Source organism: Pseudarthrobacter sp. NBSH8, assembly GCF_014217545.1.
In the GTDB taxonomy this organism is placed as follows: Bacteria; Actinomycetota; Actinomycetes; order Actinomycetales; family Micrococcaceae; genus Arthrobacter.
Map to the genome: position 1 here is coordinate 2487914 of NZ_CP043178.1, position 19135 is coordinate 2507048.

Here is a 19135-nt window from a genome sequence, read left to right on the forward strand (position 1 = left end):
TACCGCATGGGACTGCCGGGATACCATGACTCCATGCATCCACCACGGGACCTTTCCATGCCCACAGTGCCTGCGCCGTGGCAGCGCGCCGCCTCAGGCGCCAACCTGCTGGGACCCGCCGGCCAACTTGGCGTCACCATCTTCGAGGAGATGACCACGCTGGCGGCGCAGACCGGCGCCATCAACCTCGGGCAGGGTTTTCCTGACGAGGACGGACCGCTGGAAATCAAGGCGGCCGCGATGGCCGCCATCGAAGCCGGAGCCAACCAGTACGCGCCCGGCAAGGGCATCCTGGAACTGCGTGAGGCCGTGTCCGCACACCAGGAGCGTTTCTACGGGCTGACCCCGGACCCGCAGACCGAGGTCATCATCAGCACCGGCGCCACCGAAGGGATCGCCGCAACGTTGCTGGCGTTCGTCGGCCCCGGTGATGAGGTGCTGACGTTTGAACCCTTTTATGACTCGTACGGCGCCGTAATCGGCCTGTCCGGCGCCACCCACGTCACGGCCCCGCTGCTGGCTCCGGACTTTTACCCGGACATGATGGCGCTGGAAGCGGCGTTCACCGACCGCACCAGGGTGGTGCTGTTGAATAATCCGCACAACCCCACCGGCGCCGTCTTCCCCCGGCATGTCCTGCAGCGCGTCGTCGAGCTTGCCACAAAGCATGATTGCCTCATCGTCACCGACGAGGTGTACGAGCACCTCACCTTCGGTGTCAGGCACATTCCCGTCGCCACCCTGCCGGGTGCAGCTGAGCGGACCATCACCATCTCGTCCGCAGGAAAGACCTTCTCCTTCACCGGCTGGAAGATCGGCTGGCTGACCGGCCCGGAACACCTGGTGGCGGCTGTCCGCACGGTCAAGCAGTTCCTGACCTACAGCTCCGGTACACCGTTCCAGTCGGCCATTGCGGCCGGCCTCGCACTGCCGGACGCGTTTTACCAGGGGGTTTCGGCCAGTCTCCAGAAGAAGCGGGACATCCTCAGCGAGGGCCTCCGCGCCGCAGGATTCGACGTTTACACGCCGCAAGGAACTTATTTCGTCAGCGTGGACACATCACCCCTTGGCATCAGCGACTCCGTGGACCTGGCCCGAAGGCTACCCGGACTGGTGGGAGTGGCCGCCATCCCCGTCCCCGTCTTCTGCCACCCGGAGGGCGCGGAACGGACACGGAGCCTGCTCAGGTTCGCGTTCTGCAAGAAAGTGGCGCTCCTCGAGGAGGCCGCCGCCAGGCTGGCGACCCTCAGCGGAAAGCTCTGATGGCGGATCCCGGCGGCACACGATCCACGCGGTTCCTGCGGACCACGGGACAGCACGCCTCCATCGAGCCCGATGCTTTCACCGAGGGCGGCTACGTGCTGAGTATCGGCGGGGCCGAGCAGTCCCACGTTAATCTGGCGCATCCTGAGGAGATCTTCTACGAGTACCTGCGACGGATCGGCCATCTGGTGGATCTCGCCGCTCCCAAAAGTCAGCCGATCAAAGCCCTGCATCTTGGGGCTGGAGCCCTGACCCTGGCCCGCTATGTGCAGGCGACGAGGCCTGGATCCGTCCAGTATGCGGTGGAGCTGGAACGCGAGCTCCTCGACTTTGTCCTGCAGCAACTCCCCCTTCCTGACGGAACCGACCTGCATTCCGTGATCGGCGATGCCCGCGACGCCCTGGCGGACCTGGACCCTGAACTTCACTTCGACGTCGTGATCCTGGACATTTTCTCTGGTCCGGAAGCCCCGGCCCACCTCGCCTGCCAGGAGTTCTACCAGGAGGTCCGTGCACGCCTCGCACCGGGAGGCTTGCTGATCGTCAACGTGGGCGACGAACCCGGACTGACCCTGGTGCGAAGTCAGGCGGCCGCCATGCGCCGCGCCATGACTGACGTTGCCGCCTTCGCCGAAACCGGGATGTTCGCGGGCCGCTACCCCGGCAACATCATCCTCGCCGGAACGCAGACCGCGTGGCCTGAAACCTGGACAGCCGAATTGACGGTACGAGGCCCACACCCTGCGAAGGTTCTTGCGGGCGTGGACCTGGATGGCCTCTCCGGCTGAGCCGTCGCTCCCTGCCTCTCCGGCATCCCGGGCCAGGCCCTAAGCCTGCTCCTGCTCTTCAAGAACAACGTCCGGCGCGATGGCGTCAGGCACAAAAGGCTCCGCAAACCAGAGCCGCGTTTCACCGTACTTCTTCTCCGCGAACCGTTCCAGGCCGGCCGGCCAGAACGGCTCCGGTGAACGCGTGGACCGCTCCACCACCACCACGGCAGCAGGGGCCAGACGATCGGCTAGTTTGCCCAACACCGCCGACAGGGCAGGATCATCCAGCGGATACGGCGGGTCCAGGAACACCAGGTCCCAGCTGGACGTCTCCACCGCGCGCTCCAGGAAGGACTCCACCTTGGACCGGTGGACCGTCACGGCCTTGCGGCCCAGTACACCGTTGATCAGGTCCGCGTTGCGCTGGCACACGGAACTGGCCTTGGCATCGAATTCCACAAGGTCAACGGTGTCAGCGCCCCTGCTGCCGCTCTCCACGCCCAACGAGCCCGACCCTGCGTACAGGTCCAGGACCCGGGCACCGGCAATGATCCCAAAGGCGTCGAGCCGGGAGAACAGCGCCTCCTTAACGCGGTCGGTGGTGGGCCTGGTCAGGGAGCCGGGGACGCTCACCAGAGGGGTCCCGCCTGCGGCGCCCGCGATGATGCGGCTCATGGCCGCCTCCTATCCGCGCTCAAGGAACGCCTCCTTCTCGGGGTTCAAGTACTCGTCGATGGCCTCCGCCAGCCGCGGATGCCGCGCCAGGGCAGGATCTGCGCCCACAATTTCCTGGGCGTCCTGGCGCGCCTGCGCAATGATGTCCTCATGCTCCAGCACGCGCAGCAGTTTCAGTGTGGAGCGGCCGCCGGACTGCGAAGCGCCCAGGATGTCGCCCTCGCGGCGCAGCTTCAAGTCCTCCTGCGACAACTCGAAGCCGTCGGTGGTTGCCGCCACGGCGTCCAGCCGGCGCCGGCTCGGGTGGCCGCGTTCCAGGGTGGTGACCAGCAGGCACGTCCCGGGAAGCCCGCCGCGGCCCACCCTGCCGCGAAGCTGGTGCAGCTGGGAAATGCCGAAGCGGTCTGCGTCGAGGATCACCATCAACGTTGCGTTATGGACGTCGACCCCCACCTCGATGACAGTTGTGGAGACCAGGAGCTTGGTCCGGTTGGCCGTAAAATCCGCCATGGCGGCGGACTTGACCGCAGTGTCCAGACGGCCGTGCATGGGCCCCAGCGGTACACCGACTAGAGCCGGCTCCTGCTGGAGATGTTCGACGACGGCGGTCACCGACGCGAGCTCGCGCACAGCGCCGTCCGCTGCCAGGTCAGCCGCGGAAGGTTCCGCTTCCCCAGGACTGAAGTCGCCGTCGTCGTCCGTTCCGATCCTGGGGCACACCACATATACCTGGTGCCCGGCGTCGATTTCCTCACGGGATCGGGACCAGATGCGGTCGGCCCAGCCGGGGTTCTCGGCCAGGCCCACCACATGCGTGGAGATCGGCGCCCGGCCTGCGGGGAGCTCGTCCAGAATGGAGGTTTCGAGGTCGCCGAAGACCGTCATGGCCACGGTGCGTGGAATGGGCGTGGCCGTCATGACCAGCAGGTGCGGCGGCTTGTTGGCCTTTGACCGCAGGACGTCCCGCTGCTCCACGCCGAACCGGTGCTGTTCGTCCACCACGATCAGGCCAAGGTCGTAGAACACGACATTGTCGCTGAGCAGCGCATGCGTGCCGATCACGATCCCGGCCGCGCCGGATGCGGCGTCCAGCATGGCCCGTTTCCGCCCGGCGGTGGGCATGGAGCCGGTGAGGAGAGTGACCTGCACGGCCCCTTCGGCCAGGCTGCCCAGCAGCCCGTCAGGGGACAGCATGGGGTCGCGGGACAGGGAGCCCAGGGTCCGCCGGATGGAATCGAAGTGCTGGGCGGCGAGGACCTCCGTTGGCGCCAGAAGCGCAGCCTGCCCGCCGGCATCCACCACCTGCAGCATGGCCCGCAGCGCGACGATGGTCTTGCCCGAGCCGACCTCACCCTGCAGCAGCCGGTTCATGGGACTGTCCTGCGCCAGTTCAGCGGCAAGCATTTTTCCGACGGTGGCCTGCCCGGCGGTGAGGCTGAAGGGAAGCTGCTTGTCGAACGCCGTCAGGAGCCCGTTGGTGGCCGGGCGCCGCGCCGTGGCTTCCTCGGCCGCAAGCTGAGCCCGGCGTCGTGCCAATGCCGCCTGCAGGACCAGGGCCTCCTGGTAGCGCAATCGCTCCTGGGCCTTCTTCCAGTCAGCGTGCGATTCCGGCTTGTGGATGAGCCGGTAGGCCTCAGCCACAGGCAGGAAGTTCTCCCGCGCGGCGACCGACTCCGGCAGCGGATCCGGCAGGGCGTCAAGATCCACGGTTTCCAGCAGGGTGGAGATGACTTTCTGAATCGACCAGCTGGTGAGCTTTGCGGTGGCCGGATACACCGGGATCGGCATGGCGGCGAGCTTTTCGGGGTCCATGGCCGGAATGTCCGGGTCCTCGTCCAGGAGGTGGAAGTCCGGGTTGGTCAGGCCCAGTGACGGGCCGTACCTGGTCACTTTTCCGGAGAACATCACGCGCCGGCCGGGCAGGAGCTGGGCTTGGGCCCGGTAGCCGCTGAAGAAGGTGATCTTGAGCGTGCCGTGCCCGCTGCCGGGGCCCACGGCGGCAAGGCGCGGACGGCCGTGGGAGGCGGCGTCGTCCGTAATCACGACGTCGGTGATGGAACCGCGGCGGGTATGCATCTTGCGGGTGCTGTTGGAGAGCACCCGCGCAATGAGGGTGACCTCCTCGTCCACGGGGAGGTCACTGATGGGTGTCAGTTCGCCGCGGTTCAGGTAGCGGCGGGGGAAGTAATTCAGCAGTCCGCCCACTGTGGCGATGCCCAGGTGCTTCTCAATAGCCGACGCTGACCGTTGTCCGATCAGGCGTTCCAGGCCCAGGTCGAGTTCAGCGCTCATGCCCACTGGAGCTCACCGGAGCTGGTTCGGGATCCCGGGCCATGGCGAGTTCGCTGACCGAAATGTCACTGGGTTCGCCGAGGGATCGGATCAGGGCGACCGCGGGTGCGGCGTCCGGGACGTGGACGTGGACCCGCCACCGGTAGCTGCCCTCAGCATCGGCCAGGCTATCCACCTGGCTCATGATGACGGACTCGCCGATTTCGTCGAGCCGCTGGCGCAGGGTGGCCGCGCTGAGCGGCGAAAGGCTGATGGTGCACATGACCTCAACGCCGTCGTCAACCGGCATGTCAGCATGGATGTGGGGGTCCTGCACGTCATAGCCATGTAGCCCGTCGAGGAGTTCGCCCTGCAGCCCTTCGCCCAGGACAGCTGAACGGAGGCAATCAAGGATGAGCAGCATGCCAACGCCCCCGGCATCGACGACATGGGCGGCTTCAAGGGCGGCCAGCTGGCTCTCGGTGCTGACTACGGCGTTCAATGCACCGTTGACGGCAGCGTCGAGGGCTTTGCCCAGGGCTTGGTTGCTGTCGTCGCCGTTGTGCCCGGCGTCCACCGCCGCAGCGGCCCGGGCGGCGGCTTCCATGACCGACAGCATGGTGCCTGCTACGGGATCGCTCAACGCGGACCAGGCCCGGATCTGGGCGCGGTTCAATGCGGCGGCAAGGAGGGTAGACGTCAGGCGGGTGTGACCGGCCAGGGGCTCAGCCGCGGCGCAGAGGAAAACCGCGAAGAGGGTTCCGGAGTTACCGCGGGCCTGCTCCATCGCGGCCCGGCCGGCGCGCGCCAGCACTGCCCCGACATCCGACTGGCCGGCGTCAGCAGGGACTGCCTCGTCCTGCCCTGCCGGATCCCTGTGCAGGGCACGGGCGGCTGCCCGCACGGTGAGGTAAAGGTTCGTGCCGGTGTCACCGTCCGCCACGGGGAAGATGTTGATGGCATTCAGACGGTCGCTGTGGTTGGCAACGGCGGTTTCAGCGTTGTCCAACCACCGCTTCATCGCTAGCGCGTTGGCGGCAACCTTAGTCTGCAAAGTGATCCCATCCCCCGGTACCAGCGGCGTGGCCCGCAATTGTGACGCCCGGAAGTGTGGTGCTGTCCAGGGCTTGTACTGAGCCTATCGCAGTGAATCCGGCAGGCAGCTGAACGCCGGCCGGGAATGTGGCCAGCAGCCCGTGGTCCTCTCCCCCGCCCAGCACCCAGGCCATGGGGTCAGCACTGAGAAGGTCCGACGCCGGACGCAGGGCTTCTGCAAGAGGTTTCAGTGCTGCGGGGTCAAGGTCAAGGACGACGCCGCTGGCGGCGGCGAGGCGGCCGCCGTCGCGCACCAGTCCGTCAGAGATGTCCAGCATGGCGGTTGCGCCGGCGGCCATGGCCAGCGGCCCGGCCGCCAGCGGCGGCCGCGGTCTGCACTGGAGTTCCACGAGCACCCGCTGCGCCGGCGGCAGTGACTGCACCGCGTTCTCCGATTCCAGGAGCGCCAGCCCGGCCGCGGCCCGGCCCACCGTCCCGGCCAGGGCCACGACGTCACCGGCACGGGCCCCCGACCGCCGAACCGCCTTGCCGCCAGCCAGTGAGCCCAGCACGGCGACCGTCACAGAGATTTCCCTGCCGCGGCCCAGATCACCCCCGGCCACCGAGCATTTGGTGGCCCCGAGTTCCCTGATACCCGCGGTCAGGCCGTCCGCCAGGTCCGCCACCCAACTGACAGGAGTTGCGGGCGGCAACGTCAGGCTCACCACGAGCGACGTGGCCACGCCGCCCATGGCGTTGATGTCGCTCAGGTTCTGGGCCGCCGCCTTCCAGCCGACGTCGAAGCCCGTGGTCCGGTACCCGTTGGGCCACTGAAGCCGGAAGTCCTGGTCCTGCACCTGCGTATCGATGCTGATTACCGTCCTGCCATCCGGAGCGGCGACAATGGCGGCATCGTCTCCAGGGCCGAGCAGGGTTGCCGAACCGTGAGTTCCACCCATTTCCAGCCGCGGAAAGATCCGGGCCAGCAATTCGGTTTCGGACAGCGCGGCGACAGTCAGCGTTTCTTCAGTCAACGGGATTTCAGGCACGCCTCTACGCTACAGCGCGGCACCGACATTGCTGATCGGCCCATCGCTGGTCAGGTGCGCTAAACGGCCGCACGGTCCATTGTGCGTCCCGCACCACACGGCAGCGACGATAGGCTGGATGGATGCGCAATCCCCGTTTTTCCCTGCCTGTCCGCGTGTCCGGAATCCTGCTGACTGCCTCCTTCGCAGGAGCCCTTCTGTCCGCCTGCGCCCCGACCGTGGATGTCACCGCCGCCGGCGATGCAGCGAACCCTGCCTGCGCTCCCATGATGGTGGCCCTTCCGGACGCCATCGGCGATGCCGCCCTGCGGAAAACCAACAGCCAGGCCACTGCAGCGTGGGGGGACCCGTCCCAGGTGATTCTGCGCTGCGGCGTCAACGTTCCAGGCCCGACAACGGACCGGTGCGTGAGTGTCAACGGCATCGACTGGGTCATCAAGGAGGGCGATCCGGTATGGACGCTGACTACCTTCGGCCGCGAACCCGCCACCGAAATCCTGATGGATCCGGGGAAGATCAGCTCCGCGACCGTCCTGGCGGATCTTTCCGCCTCAGCCGGAAAGGTCCCGGCCAGCCGGAACTGCGTGGGCCAGGAAGATCTTCAGAACCTGCCGTCCACCCGGTAGGGTACCCGTGGTGGGCCCACGCCGGCAGGGTTCCCTAGCCGAAGCGGAGCGAGGTTAGGGTGCCGGTGGGGATTACCGAAGGCCGGTCTTCCGGTTCAAGGCCAGGTAAATCAGCTCATCAATCAGGGCCGCATAGTCCAGGCCCGATGCTGCCCACATCTGCGGATACATGCTCTTGGGCGTAAACCCCGGCATGGTGTTGATCTCGTTGATAATCAGGTCACCGTCGGGCGTATAGAAGAAGTCCACGCGGCTCAGGCCCTCGGCCCCCACCGCATCAAAGGCGGCCGACGCGAGTTCCCGGACGCGCACGATGGCTTCCTCGGAAATGTCGGCGGGGCAGCTCAGCGAGGCGGCGTCGTCTTCAACATACTTGGCGTCGAAATCGTAAAATTCGTGAGTTCCGGCGGCGACGGAAATTTCACCCGGCATAGACGTCCGGGGGGAATCGGTCCCGCGTCCTTCCAGGACGGCACACTCAATTTCCCGCCCTACGATGCCGGCCTCGATGACGAGCTTGAGGTCGTGGCGTCGGGCTTCCTCGACGGCGGCGTCGAGCTCTTCGAGCGAGTCTACTTTAGAGATCCCCATGGACGAACCCGCCCTCGCCGGCTTGACGAACACGGGAAAGCCGAGTTGGTCCACCCGTTTGCGCACGGCCTCCGCGTCCTTGACCCACTGCCGGTCCGTAACGGCAATGTACGGCCCCACGTGCAGCCCGGCGGACTCGAAAACAACCTTCATGTAGTGCTTGTCCATGCCCACAGCCGACGCGAGCACGCCGGCGCCGACGTAGCGGGTGTCGGACAGTTCCAGGAGTCCTTGGATGGTGCCGTCCTCGCCAAAGGGACCGTGAAGCAGCGGAAATACCACGTCCACCGTGCCGAGTTCCTGCGGGACCTGGTTCGGCGAGGCGACGATCAGCTGGTGCTCGCCGCCGATCTCGGCCAGTGTCACGGTTTGTGACGACGGAGCGACCTCCGGCAATGCCGACGCAGACAGCGACCACTGGGTGGTATCCCCCGCGGCCAGCACCCACTGCCCCGATTTGGCGATGCCGATGGGGATGACTTCGTATTTATCTTTGTTGATGGCGCCCAGCACGCCGGCGGCGGTCACGCAGCTCACGGCATGCTCGCTGGACCGGCCACCAAAAAGCACCGCGACGCGGGGTTTGGCCCGGGGGGCTGAGTCCGCTGCGGTCAGGTTATCGTCGGACATCGTCAGTAATCGCCTTCGGGTTTCAGGTCCCGGGCCAGCAGCAGCGGCCCCAGTTGGTCAACGGACAGTTTGCCGGCCAGGACGGCTACGACGGCGGCAGTAATGGGCATTTCAACACCCAGCTTCCCGGCAAGTTCGTGGACAGCCTGGCCGGACTTGATACCTTCGGCTGTTTGGGTCATCTGCTGCGCCAACTGCTCGAGGGTAAGTCCCTGGCCCAGCATCCGGCCAGCCGTATGGTTTCGTGACAGCGGCGAGGAACACGTTGCCACCAGGTCCCCCAGACCAGCCAGCCCTGCCATGGTCCGAGCCTCGCCACCAAGGGCAAGCGCGAGCCTTGACGTTTCGGCCAAGCCCCGGGTGATCACGGAGGCCTTGGTATTGTCCCCCATCTGTTTACCTTCACAGATGCCCACGGCCAACGCGATAACGTTCTTGACGATGCCGCCGATTTCCACGCCGACCACGTCCGCCGTGGTGTAGGGACGGAAGTACGGTGCGGTGCAGCTCCTCGCGATCCAGCCTGCGGCAGCCGCGTCGGTACAGGCCACTACGGAGGCCGTGGGTTCCTCGCGGGCGATCTCCATGGCCAGGTTGGGGCCGGAAACCACGGCGATGCGGTCCGCGGGAATCCCCAGTTCTTCGCTGATAACCTCGCTCATCCGAGCGTCGGTGCCGAGTTCCAGGCCCTTCATCAGGGACACCACCATGGCGTCAGAAGCAATCAGTGGCTTCCATTCACGGAGCTGGAGGCGCAGTGACTGGGCAGGAACAGCGAGGACCACCAGGTCCGCGCCCGCCAGCACGGCACGGACGTCCGTGGACGCTGAGATGCAGGGCGGCAGTTCGGTGTCTTTCAGGTACTGGACGTTGCGGTGGGAGCTATTGATTTGTTCCACCACTTCGCTGCGCCGGCCCCAAATCCGGATGCTGCGTTCTTCCCCCGCTGCGCCGGCCGCGTCGGCGAGAATCTTGGCGAATGTGGTCCCCCAGGAACCGGCGCCCAGGACGGCGACAGAGCGGGCCGAACCCTGACGAGTTCCGTCCGCCATCAGGTGGCATCCGCAGCGTCGTCAGGATTTCCCGGCTCAACGAAGCGGCCATGCGTGGCCTGTTTGTGCTTGGACGGGTCCCAGCGTTCAGCGGGAGGCTCCTCCCCGCGGATGCCGGCCAGCAAACCGGTCACTGCGTCCATGATCGTCTCCGTAGCCGCGGTGAGCGTTGCTTTATCCAGTGGCCGGTCCGCGTACTGGCTCAGATCCACGGGCTTGCCCACCATCACCCTGGACGTCTTGCGTGGGAAAAGGTGAAACCGCTTCGCATAGCGCGGGAACACCTCATGTGCGCCCCAGTGAGCGATCGGAACCACGGGAATGCCGCCTTCCAACGCAAGACGGGCGGCACCAGTGTGACCCTTCATTGGCCACATGGCGGGATCGCGCGTGAGCGTACCTTCGGGGTAAATGATGATGGCACCGCCGTCCGCCACAATCTCCTGGGCAAGCTGCAGCGAGCGGTTCGCTCCCGCCGTCGAGCGTTCCACCGGGATTTGCCGGGTGGCACGCAGGACCGCGCCCAGCACCGGAACCTTGAAGAGTCCGGCCTTGGCCAGGAAGTGCGGGGCGCGCTTCTGGTTGTAGAGAATATGCCCCACGATCAGCGGATCGATTTCCGTGCAGTGGTTCGGCGCGGCAATAAATCCGCCGGCGGGGAGGTTCTCGAGGCCTTCCCACTTCTTGTTCATCATTGCGTTCAGCACCGTGCGCACTATGGCTGCGACCACAACGAATGTGGCCTGGCTCTTGGCCGTTTCCTTCACGTACCCACCGCTACTTTGTCGAGGTGATGTCGAAGTCGGCGCCGAGGCCGGACAGCTTTTCGGTGAAACGCTCGTAGCCGCGGTTGATGATGTCGATCCCGGTCACGCGCGACGTGCCGGAAGCGGCCAGCGCCGCGATCAGGTGGCTGAAGCCGCCGCGCAGGTCCGGTACGTCGATGTCGGTGCCCTTGAGCTGGGTGGGGCCGGAGATGACGGCGGAGTGGAGGAAGTTGCGCTGGCCGAAGCGGCACGGCACACTCCCCAGGCACTCGCGGTGAACCTGGATGCTGGCGCCCATCCGGATAAGCGCATCGGTGAAGCCAAACCTGTTTTCGTAGACGGTTTCATGGACGATTGATACGCCTTCGGCCTGGGTCAGCGCCACCACGAGCGGCTGCTGCCAGTCAGTCATAAAGCCGGGGTGCACGTCCGTTTCCAGGACCAAAGGGTTGAGCTTGCCGCCGCGGTGGTAGAAGCGGATGCCGTCCTCGCCGATGTCCATCCCGCCGCCCACCTTCCGGTAGGTGTTCAGGAACGTCATCATGTCCCGCTGCGAGGCGCCTTCAACGAAAATGTCACCGCGGGTCACCAGCGCCGCGGAGGCCCACGACGCCGATTCGTTGCGGTCCGAAAGGGCGCGGTGGTTATAGCCGCCCAGGTCACGGACGCCTTCAATGCGGATGGTCCGGTCGGTCTGGACGCTGATGATGGCGCCCATCTTCTGCAGCACGGCAATGAGGTCGATGATCTCAGGCTCGGTGGCGGCGCCGGAAAGCTCGGTGATCCCTTCGGCGCGGGTGGCGCTGAGCAGCACCTGTTCCGTGGCGCCGACCGAGGGATACGGCAGATTGATCTTGGCTCCGTGCAGGCCCTTGGGCGCGGAGATGTGAATGCCGCCTGGGCGCTTCTCCACCACGGCGCCGAACTGGCGGAGCACGTTGAGATGGTAGTCGATGGGCCGGTCACCGATCTTGCAGCCGCCAAGGTCGGGAATGAAAGCCTCACCGATCGCATGGATCAGGGGTCCGCAGAGCAGGATGGGGATCCGTGAATCACCGGCGTGGGCATCGATCGCAGTGCTCGGGGCGGTTTTTGCCCCCTTCGGATCCAGGGTGAGGTCGCCGCTGACGGGATCCTTGACCACTGTGACTCCGTGCAGCTTCAGGAGCGAGGTGACAACCTCGACATCCTTGATCTCCGGAACGTTCCGCAACACCGACGGCTCGTTGCCCAGCAATGCTGCCACCATGGCCTTCGGAACAAGGTTTTTGGCCCCCCGGACGGTGACGCGGCCTGTAAGCGGGACGCCGCCGCGGATTGTCAGAACACTACTCATAAACCGGTTTCCTTACGATTACTCGCCCCAAAATCCTTGCAAAGGCTCCAGCTAAGCATAGGAGGTTGCGTTACCGAACCGAAATACGGGCGCCGAAAGCCTCCGGCGCGGCTCCGCGTAGGCGGCTCCGTCCGGGGCGGGAAATTCCGGGCCCAGACTCAGGAAAGGCGGGCCGGAAGGGTTTTGGGCATGAAGGCCAGACGGGTGGCCTCGAAGGCGGTGATGTCCTCTTCGTGCTGGAGCGTCAGGCCAATATCGTCCAGGCCCTCCAGGAGGCGCCAGCGTGTGTAATCGTCGATTTCAAAAGGCGCCACGATACTGCCGCAGCTGACGGTCTTGGACGGCAGGTCAACGGTAACTTCGGTGCCCGGCGCGTTTTCCAGTTCCTTCCAGATCAGCTCTATATCGTCCTGGGCGAGCTCGGCGGCCAGCAGCCCCTGCTTGCCGGAGTTGCCGCGGAAAATATCGGCGAAACGGGAGGAGAGGACGGTCTTGAAGCCGTAGTCTTTCAGGGCCCAGACGGCGTGTTCACGAGACGACCCGGTGCCAAAATCCGGGCCCGCCACCAGGACGGAGCCGGCGTTGAACGGTGCCTGGTTCAGGATGAAGGCCGGGTCCTTGCGCCAGGCGGAGAACAGGGCGTCCTCGAAGCCGGTACGGGTGATCCGCTTGAGGTAGACCGCGGGGATGATCTGGTCCGTGTCAACGTTGCTCTGGCGCAGCGGGACGCCGATGCCGGTGTGGGTGGTGAACTTTTCCATGGCGGCCTCCTAGGCTGCGTTGGTGCGGATGGCGGCGGACTCGGGAGCAGGATCGAGGTCCGACGGCGAACTCAGGGTGCCACGGATGGCCGTGGCCGCTGCCACCACCGGAGAAACCAGGTGGGTGCGGCCGCCCTTGCCTTGACGGCCTTCGAAGTTGCGGTTTGAGGTCGAGGCGCAGCGCTCCCCCACCTCCAGCTGGTCCGGGTTCATGCCCAGGCACATTGAGCAGCCGGCGAAGCGCCACTCGGCGCCGAAGTCCTTAAAGACCTTGTCCAGGCCTTCGGCCTCTGCTTCGAGCCGCACGCGCGCCGAACCGGGTACCACCAGCATCCGGATGTTGGGGTCCTTCTGGCGGCCACGGATGATGTCCGCGGCGGCGCGGAGGTCCTCCATGCGTGAGTTGGTGCAGGAGCCCAGGAAGACCGTGTCCACGCGGATGTCCTTCATGGGTGTACCGGCGGTCAGTCCCATGTACTGCAGGGCGCGTTCGGCGGCAGCCTTGGCGTTTTCGTCGCCGAAGTCCTCCGGGGACGGCACCTTGGAGGACAGCGAAACGCCCTGGCCCGGGTTCGTGCCCCAGGTGACAAACGGCTCCAGCGTGTCGGCATCCAGGTCCACCTCGACATCGAACGTCGCGTCGTCGTCGGTCCTCAGCGTGTTCCAGTACGCGACGGCGGCATCCCAGTCCGCACCCTGTGGCGCATGCGGGCGGCCATCCATGTAGTCGTACGTGATCTGGTCCGGGGCCACCAGGCCGGCGCGGGCACCGGCTTCGATGGACATGTTGCAGATGGTCATCCGGGCATCCATGGACAACGCGCGGATGGCGGAACCGCGGTATTCCAGGACGTAGCCCTGGCCTCCGCCGGTACCGATCTTGGCAATCACGGCCAGGATGATGTCCTTGGCGGTGACGCCCGGGCGCAGGGTGCCTTCAACGTTGATGGCCATGGTCTTGAACGGCTTCAGGGACAGCGTCTGGGTGGCCATAACGTGCTCCACCTCGGACGTGCCGATGCCCATCGCCAGGGCACCGAACGCCCCATGGGTGGACGTGTGGGAGTCGCCGCAGACAACGGTCATGCCAGGCTGGGTGAGGCCCAGCTGCGGGCCAACAACGTGCACGATGCCCTGTTCCGCGTCGCCGAGCGAGTGCAGGCGGACGCCGAACTCCGCGCAGTTGTTGCGCAGCGTCTGAATCTGCGTGCGGCTGGTGAGATCGGCGATGGGTTTGTGGATGTCCAGCGTGGGAGTGTTGTGGTCCTCCGTGGCGATGGTGAGGTCCGGGCGGCGCAGCTTGCGGCCGGCCAGGCGCAGGCCCTCGAATGCCTGTGGAGACGTCACCTCATGGACAAGGTGAAGGTCAATGAAGAGGAGGTCCGGCTGGGCGTTTACTCCTTCGCCGTCGCCTTTGCGCACCACATGTGCGTCCCAGACTTTCTCGGCCAGTGTCTTTGCCACGGCCATCTCCCTTCACTGCTGTTTGGCTGTTTGGTTCCACTGAACCAGCAGGGCTGCAATATGTGCCAGCCCAAAGATTTGCATCTCAGATAATGAGACGGCAATATCATTACATGGACAATTCTAGTGGAGTCGGTGTCATTGATAAAGCGGCACATGTGCTTGATGCATTGGAGGCCGGACCGACCACGCTGGCACAGCTGGTGGCCGCCACAGGCCTGGCACGGCCCACTGTGCACAGGCTTGCCCTGGCCCTGATCCATCACCGGCTGGTGAGCCGCGATATCCAGGGCAGGTTTGTCCTCGGCAGCCGCCTGGTGGAGCTCGCCTCCGCCGCCGGCGAGGACCGCCTCATCGCTTCCGCAGGCCCGGTCCTGATGCAGCTGCGCGACGCCACCGGCGAAAGCTCCCAGATCTTCCGCCGCCAGGGCGAATGGCGTATTTGCGTGGCCTCCGCAGAACGGCCCATCGGCCTGCGTGACACCATCCCCGTGGGCACCAAACTTTCCATGAAGGCCGGCTCCGCCGCCCAGGTGCTGCTCGCCTGGGAAGACCACGACCGGCTCCTTGAGGGGCTGCAGGCCGCCCGTTTCACGCCCACCGTGCTGGCAGGCGTACGACGGCGGGGCTGGGGCCAGAGCCTCGGCGAACGCGAGCCCGGGGTCGCCTCAGTCTCGGCCCCCGTCCGGGGACCGTCCGGACGCGTCATCGCCGCCGTCTCGATCTCCGGCCCCATCGAGCGGCTCACCCGCCAGCCGGGCCGCCTCCACGCCGAGGTGGTCTGCAACGCCGCGCGCCTCCTCACCGAGGCCCTGCGCAAGAGCACCGACTGAAGTCCCGCCTCCGTCCAGGCGTGGCCACCCACAGCTAGGCTGTCGGCATGAACAGCTACGCAGTCTTCCTCCGCGGTATAAACGTCGGCGGGATCAACATCAAGATGGCTGACCTCAAGAACGCCCTCGCATCGCAGGGGTTCGCGGAAGTCAAGACCCTGCTGGCCAGCGGCAACGTGGTGCTTGCCAGCGACGAGGATCCTGCCGCCGTCAAACGGACATTTGAGAAGTGCCTGCGTGACACGTTCGACTACGACGCCTGGGTGGTGGTTTTGACCGCCCAGCGGCTCTCCGGGCTCGTGGCGGCCTGCCCTTACCCCGCTGACGACAAGGCAACGCACACCTACATCACACTGGCCTCAGACACCGCCATGCTCGATGAGCTGGACGCGGCCGGCACAGCCCTTGACGGGAATGAACAGAAACGCCTCGGCCCGGAGGCGCTGGCCTGGCTGGCCCCGGCTGGCCGGACCCTGGACAGCCCGTTCAGCAAGATCTCGTCCAAGGCGAAATTCAAGGCAACCACAACCACCCGGAACCTGCGGACGCTGATCAAGGTCAGTGACGCCGCAAGCGCCCTGGCGTAGAGGCCTTAGTTTCCGGCCGCAGCCTTCAGCGCCGCGTTGAAGGACGCGAGCCTGCTGACCTCAACTTCCACCGGCTCCACCACGAAGTCCCGGGCAACCTCGCCTACCGCTGCCCTCAGTCGCTTCCTGGCCCTGGCTGCACGCGCCCTCGCGGCTCCCGACCCAATGAACTTTCCGGTCAACGCCAGGAAAATCCCCAGCGCCACGCCGCCGGCAATCATCAACGTCGGCACCGGCCAGCCTTCCACCTTCGGAACCTCGGGGACGGGCAGTTGGAGATAGCCGAGCCCTCCCAGCACGCCAAGCCAGCCCAGGCCGCCCAGAACGGTCAGCAGCGCGAGCCACTGGGCCACGTTGAACACTCCCCACCACCAGGACTTCCGGGACGCCAGCACGTCTGTTCCCGCGATGGCCTGGTCCAAGGCATCCGGTAACGCCTCCCGCCCTTCCCGGGCAGCACCCCGGATTGCTGCACGCCACGGTCCGGGTGCTCCCGCACTCGCCGCGTCCGCAAACTCACGGACAGCAGCATCCGTCCGGGCTCGTTCCGGAGCCCCCGCTGCCGGGAGCGACGTCCGGTTAAGTTGGGACGGAGAAGAACTTCTCAGATTGAGCCGGCGGAGCGGATCGGGCCGGAACCGCACCAGCCACCGCGTAACCGGCCACCCCGTGCGGCGCGTCGACTCGATCCGGTAGGACCGCGCAACTGCATCCACCACCACGGGCACGTTGGCGGCCGTTGCCAGCTCATCGGTGAGGCGGGATTTCGACGCCGGCCTGACACCGGCGGCTTCCCCAGCACCGGCGGCTTCACGGAGCTGCCCGGAGGCCCGCGAAACGTCCGCGGCCAGCCGCTGCGAAAGTGCCTGGCGCTGCACCACAACACCGCGGATGGCGCCCCTGACTTTGTCCACGCCGGTGCCCTTCAGGGCGGATGCGCCCAGCACCTGAACCTTGCCCAGCCCGTCGCGGGTAAGGATCCCTTTTAACGACTCCAGCACAGGCTGCACGTCCCGTTCGGGCAAGCGGTCCACCTGATTAAGGACCACCAGGGTTACAGCTCCATGCGCGGCCAGGGGCGTGAGGAAATCATTGTGGACCGCCGCGTCGGCGTACTTTTGCGGATCCAGAACCCAGACCAGGACATCAACCAGTCCAACCATGCGCTCCACGATCGCGCGGTTCGCGGCCCTGGTGGAATCGAAGTCAGGCAGATCCAGCAGAATCAGTCCCGTGCCCTCGTCCGCGAAGCCGGCCACGGGCTCGGCATGGTAGCGGTTGCGCACCTCAAGCCAGTCCAGCAGCGGCTCGCTGCCGTCCGCGCCCCAGACACCTGCCAACGGTTCCGACGTTGTGGGCCGGCGGGCGGCCGCCGTCGCGATTTCAGCGCCGCTGACCGCGTTGAAGAGTGACGACTTGCCGCTGCCGGTGGCACCAAAGAACCCAACAACGGTGTGATCAGCCGAAAGTGACCGCCGGGAACTAGCGCGTTCGAGGAGCCGGAACACCTCCTCAAGTGCGGCATCCGGCAGGACGCCTTCGGCGAGTTCGCGGGCATCGTTGAGGGCTTGGAGCCTGCGGTCCAGCTGCGACGCTTCACGGGCGACGCTGTGGCGGCTCATGCCTGGTCCGCCAACCGGGCCAGGGCAGCGGCATGATCCGTCAGGATCCGGCCCGTGTCCGCGCCGCCCTCCGGCAGGCGTTGGAGGAACTTCTGCTGCTCTGCCTGCAGCAGCCGCTGGCAACGGGCGTGGAGGTCATCCCGCGCCGTCTGCGCGAGCCGGCGGACAGCGTCTTCACCGAATACTGCCTCCAGAAGTCGTTGGCCGACGACGGCGGTACCGCCCGCCACACCGATCTCCAGCCCGGTGAGGCCGGCGGTCATGGAAAATACCACGATCATCAGGGCGGCACCCAGCCCGTTGATCCCGAAGGAAAGCCATCTCGCCTGCGTCCGCTTGCCTTGCCCTTCCGTGCGGATCAGTTCCATTAAGCCCGCCTGCCAGGCCCGGATCTCCGCTGCGGCCACCTCGGCGAAACCTGGGCTGGTGCCGGACAGATCGTCCGTCCCCAGAAGCTCGCGGCCGGCCGGGTCCGAGCGCCAGCGCTGGTCAGTTTCCTCGCCGGCGTTGGCGGCCTCGTCGAGGATGACCGCCTGCAACCCCGTTTCGATGGCGGCCTCAACCCGGACGGCAGGCGTCGGCTCCCCCCGGAAGAAGGCCCCCACCCGGTCCCGCAGCCGTCCGATGTTCTGTTCCAGCGCCCGGAAGAATTCCCCGGTTCCAACGAAATCCTGCCAGCGCGCCAGTACTTCCCCGCGGAGGAGGGCGCCGTCCTTTGTTGCGTCCAGGATCCGGGTTCCGGCGCTGCGATAGGCAGCTTCAGCGTCTGCGCGGAGCGTGGCCGCGGCCCGCTCCTGTCCGTGGACCGCGTGCGCCACCGTGCCGACCCGCCCGGCCAACACCTTCACCGTTCCGTTGAGCGTACGGCGGGCAATGTCGGACCGCCCGGCGGCGTCGGCTGCAAGGTCCTGCAGCCAGCGCCGTAGCGGCTCCACCGCGTTCGTTGGCAGCATGCCGAGATGGTCCAGGTCCGTCTCCGGCACAATGAACAGTCCGGCATCGCCGAGCCCTTCTTTTTGCAGCAACGCACGGAGATCGGCGCTGACTTCGGCTTCCGCCTCCGCCGGCACCCGGTCCAGGACCACGGCCACCATAATGTCCCGTGAGGACGCGTCCAGGAGCAGCTTCCACGGGACCGCGTCCGCGTAGCGGTTGGCGGTGGTCACAAAAACCCAGAGGTCGGCGGCAGCCAGTAACTGTCCGGCCAGCCTGCGGTTGTCGTCGGAAATGGAGTCGACGTCGGGAGCATCAAGCAGCGCGATCCCCTGCGGAACAGCCCGGTCCGATACCAGTACCAGGGAGGAAATGGCCTCTGCATCGGGTGTTGCGCCGGCCCGGCTGGCCGGGACGGGGTCCGTGGAGACGGTGCCCCGGATCCGGTTGAGGGTGGGCAGCACGCGGTGGCCCTCGAACCAGCCAGCATCGGCCGGGTGGTGCAGCAGAATGGGCTGCCGGGTGGTGGGCCTAATGGCGCCGGATCGGGTGACCGGGTGTCCCACCAGCGCGTTCACCAGCGTTGACTTGCCGGCACCGGTGGAACCTCCAACGACGGCAAGCAGCGGTGCGTCCAGGCTGCGGTATCGCGGCAGGATGTAGTCATCCAGCTGGGCAACGGCGTTCCAAGTGTCCTGGCGTGCCTGTTCGACGTCGCCAAGGGCAAGCGGCAACAGCACCGCGGAAAGATCCTGACGCACCGCCTCGAGTAATGCTACGGCCGGATCAGGTGTCGGGTTGGGCGGGCCAGCCTGCGTTTTCGGTGCGCGCATAGGCTGCGGAGGCTGCGTGGGACGAAGCCCGTCTGAG

Annotated in this window: 17 protein-coding genes; 5 read left to right on the top strand and 12 right to left on the bottom strand. The window is 66.3% G+C overall.

What is annotated here, in order from left to right; genetic code table 11:
• Positions 1 to 33: 33 nt before the first annotated feature.
• Together FYJ92_RS11435 and FYJ92_RS11440 are read left to right on the top strand one after the other, a co-directional pair.
• Entirely contained in the window at positions 34 to 1263 is a 1230-nt protein-coding gene (locus FYJ92_RS11435) for an aminotransferase class I/II-fold pyridoxal phosphate-dependent enzyme (protein ID WP_255482038.1), read from the top strand.
• A complete protein-coding gene (locus tag FYJ92_RS11440; RefSeq protein WP_185260841.1) occupies positions 1263 to 2051 on the top strand; it encodes a spermidine synthase in 789 nt (262 codons plus the stop codon). The genes FYJ92_RS11435 and FYJ92_RS11440 overlap by 1 nt, the downstream gene beginning before the upstream one ends.
• Positions 2052 to 2090: 39 nt before the next feature.
• On the opposite strand, the gene rsmD is transcribed toward FYJ92_RS11440, so the two are convergent.
• From rsmD to thiL, 4 genes are read right to left on the bottom strand one after another with little or no spacing between them, the layout of a single operon-like run.
• Positions 2091 to 2708, bottom strand: coding sequence for a 16S rRNA (guanine(966)-N(2))-methyltransferase RsmD (gene rsmD, locus FYJ92_RS11445; protein WP_185260842.1), 618 nt, complete (start codon positions 2706 to 2708; stop codon positions 2091 to 2093).
• Between the two features lie 9 nt (positions 2709 to 2717).
• Positions 2718 to 5000 carry an ATP-dependent DNA helicase RecG gene (locus FYJ92_RS11450; RefSeq protein ID WP_185260843.1) on the bottom strand — a complete coding sequence of 761 codons (2283 nt, stop codon included), beginning with the start codon at positions 4998 to 5000 and terminating at the stop codon, positions 2718 to 2720.
• Positions 4990 to 6000, bottom strand: a complete 1011-nt coding sequence (locus FYJ92_RS11455) for a DAK2 domain-containing protein (RefSeq protein WP_185260844.1) — start codon at positions 5998 to 6000, stop codon at positions 4990 to 4992. Before FYJ92_RS11455 ends, FYJ92_RS11450 begins: the two co-directional genes overlap by 11 nt.
• A gap of 22 nt (positions 6001 to 6022) precedes the next feature.
• Positions 6023 to 6973: a thiamine-phosphate kinase gene (thiL, locus tag FYJ92_RS11460; protein ID WP_255482407.1), complete on the bottom strand. Its 951-nt coding sequence runs from the start codon at positions 6971 to 6973 to the stop codon at positions 6023 to 6025.
• A gap of 212 nt (positions 6974 to 7185) precedes the next feature.
• Between thiL and FYJ92_RS11465 the strand changes: the two genes are divergently transcribed.
• Positions 7186 to 7689, top strand: coding sequence for a DUF3515 domain-containing protein (locus FYJ92_RS11465; RefSeq protein ID WP_185260845.1), 504 nt, complete (start codon positions 7186 to 7188; stop codon positions 7687 to 7689).
• Positions 7690 to 7761: 72 nt separating this feature from the next.
• Here the strand turns inward: FYJ92_RS11465 and FYJ92_RS11470 are convergent, their stop codons facing one another.
• The 6 genes from FYJ92_RS11470 to leuC all read right to left on the bottom strand — a co-directional run bounded on the left by FYJ92_RS11470 (position 7762) and on the right by leuC (position 14290).
• Complete coding sequence (locus tag FYJ92_RS11470) at positions 7762 to 8910, bottom strand: D-alanine--D-alanine ligase family protein (protein WP_185260846.1); 1149 nt, start codon at positions 8908 to 8910, stop codon at positions 7762 to 7764.
• 2 nt (positions 8911 to 8912) lie between these two features.
• The gene (locus FYJ92_RS11475; RefSeq protein ID WP_185260847.1) at positions 8913 to 9962 is read right to left on the bottom strand and encodes an NAD(P)H-dependent glycerol-3-phosphate dehydrogenase; all 1050 of its coding nucleotides are present in this window, start codon (positions 9960 to 9962) and stop codon (positions 8913 to 8915) included.
• Positions 9962 to 10729: a 1-acyl-sn-glycerol-3-phosphate acyltransferase gene (locus FYJ92_RS11480; protein ID WP_185260848.1), complete on the bottom strand. Its 768-nt coding sequence runs from the start codon at positions 10727 to 10729 to the stop codon at positions 9962 to 9964. Before FYJ92_RS11480 ends, FYJ92_RS11475 begins: the two co-directional genes overlap by 1 nt.
• 10 nt (positions 10730 to 10739) lie before the next feature.
• Entirely contained in the window at positions 10740 to 12065 is a 1326-nt protein-coding gene (gene murA, locus FYJ92_RS11485) for a UDP-N-acetylglucosamine 1-carboxyvinyltransferase (protein WP_185260849.1), read from the bottom strand.
• Between the two features lie 158 nt (positions 12066 to 12223).
• Positions 12224 to 12826: a 3-isopropylmalate dehydratase small subunit gene (gene leuD / locus FYJ92_RS11490; protein WP_185260850.1), complete on the bottom strand. Its 603-nt coding sequence runs from the start codon at positions 12824 to 12826 to the stop codon at positions 12224 to 12226.
• Positions 12827 to 12835: 9 nt separating this feature from the next.
• On the bottom strand, positions 12836 to 14290 hold the full coding sequence (gene leuC / locus FYJ92_RS11495) for a 3-isopropylmalate dehydratase large subunit (RefSeq protein WP_185260851.1): 1455 nt from the start codon (positions 14288 to 14290) through the stop codon (positions 12836 to 12838).
• A 113-nt stretch (positions 14291 to 14403) separates the two neighbouring features.
• Here leuC and FYJ92_RS11500 point away from each other — a divergent pair, with 113 nt between their 5' ends.
• Together FYJ92_RS11500 and FYJ92_RS11505 are read left to right on the top strand one after the other, a co-directional pair.
• Positions 14404 to 15123: an IclR family transcriptional regulator gene (locus tag FYJ92_RS11500; RefSeq protein ID WP_185260852.1), complete on the top strand. Its 720-nt coding sequence runs from the start codon at positions 14404 to 14406 to the stop codon at positions 15121 to 15123.
• Between the two features lie 47 nt (positions 15124 to 15170).
• Entirely contained in the window at positions 15171 to 15710 is a 540-nt protein-coding gene (locus tag FYJ92_RS11505; RefSeq protein WP_185260853.1) for a DUF1697 domain-containing protein, read from the top strand.
• 5 nt (positions 15711 to 15715) lie between these two features.
• Here the strand turns inward: FYJ92_RS11505 and FYJ92_RS11510 are convergent, their stop codons facing one another.
• Together FYJ92_RS11510 and FYJ92_RS11515 are read right to left on the bottom strand one after the other, a co-directional pair.
• Positions 15716 to 17332 carry a GTPase gene (locus tag FYJ92_RS11510; protein ID WP_185260854.1) on the bottom strand — a complete coding sequence of 539 codons (1617 nt, stop codon included), beginning with the start codon at positions 17330 to 17332 and terminating at the stop codon, positions 15716 to 15718.
• Positions 17329 to 19098 carry a dynamin family protein gene (locus tag FYJ92_RS11515; RefSeq protein WP_185260855.1) on the bottom strand — a complete coding sequence of 590 codons (1770 nt, stop codon included), beginning with the start codon at positions 19096 to 19098 and terminating at the stop codon, positions 17329 to 17331. The genes FYJ92_RS11510 and FYJ92_RS11515 overlap by 4 nt, the downstream gene beginning before the upstream one ends.
• Positions 19099 to 19135 lie beyond the last annotated feature (37 nt).

Bases quoted from the DNA above. Each gene is read 5' to 3' on its own strand.
- FYJ92_RS11435 (WP_255482038.1), top strand. From the start codon at position 34: ATGCATCCACCACGGGACCTTTCCATGCCCACAGTGCCTGCGCCGTGG.
- FYJ92_RS11440 (WP_185260841.1), top strand. From the start codon at position 1,263: ATGGCGGATCCCGGCGGCACACGATCCACGCGGTTCCTGCGGACCACG.
- rsmD (WP_185260842.1), bottom strand. From the start codon at position 2,708: ATGAGCCGCATCATCGCGGGCGCCGCAGGCGGGACCCCTCTGGTGAGC.
- FYJ92_RS11450 (WP_185260843.1), bottom strand. From the start codon at position 5,000: ATGAGCGCTGAACTCGACCTGGGCCTGGAACGCCTGATCGGACAACGG.
- FYJ92_RS11455 (WP_185260844.1), bottom strand. From the start codon at position 6,000: ATGAAGCGGTGGTTGGACAACGCTGAAACCGCCGTTGCCAACCACAGC.
- thiL (WP_255482407.1), bottom strand. From the start codon at position 6,973: ATGGGTGGAACTCACGGTTCGGCAACCCTGCTCGGCCCTGGAGACGAT.
- FYJ92_RS11465 (WP_185260845.1), top strand. From the start codon at position 7,186: ATGCGCAATCCCCGTTTTTCCCTGCCTGTCCGCGTGTCCGGAATCCTG.
- FYJ92_RS11470 (WP_185260846.1), bottom strand. From the start codon at position 8,910: ATGTCCGACGATAACCTGACCGCAGCGGACTCAGCCCCCCGGGCCAAA.
- FYJ92_RS11475 (WP_185260847.1), bottom strand. From the start codon at position 9,962: ATGGCGGACGGAACTCGTCAGGGTTCGGCCCGCTCTGTCGCCGTCCTG.
- murA (WP_185260849.1), bottom strand. From the start codon at position 12,065: ATGAGTAGTGTTCTGACAATCCGCGGCGGCGTCCCGCTTACAGGCCGC.
- leuD (WP_185260850.1), bottom strand. From the start codon at position 12,826: ATGGAAAAGTTCACCACCCACACCGGCATCGGCGTCCCGCTGCGCCAG.
- FYJ92_RS11500 (WP_185260852.1), top strand. From the start codon at position 14,404: ATGGACAATTCTAGTGGAGTCGGTGTCATTGATAAAGCGGCACATGTG.
- FYJ92_RS11505 (WP_185260853.1), top strand. From the start codon at position 15,171: ATGAACAGCTACGCAGTCTTCCTCCGCGGTATAAACGTCGGCGGGATC.
- FYJ92_RS11510 (WP_185260854.1), bottom strand. From the start codon at position 17,332: ATGAGCCGCCACAGCGTCGCCCGTGAAGCGTCGCAGCTGGACCGCAGG.
- FYJ92_RS11515 (WP_185260855.1), bottom strand. From the start codon at position 19,098: ATGCGCGCACCGAAAACGCAGGCTGGCCCGCCCAACCCGACACCTGAT.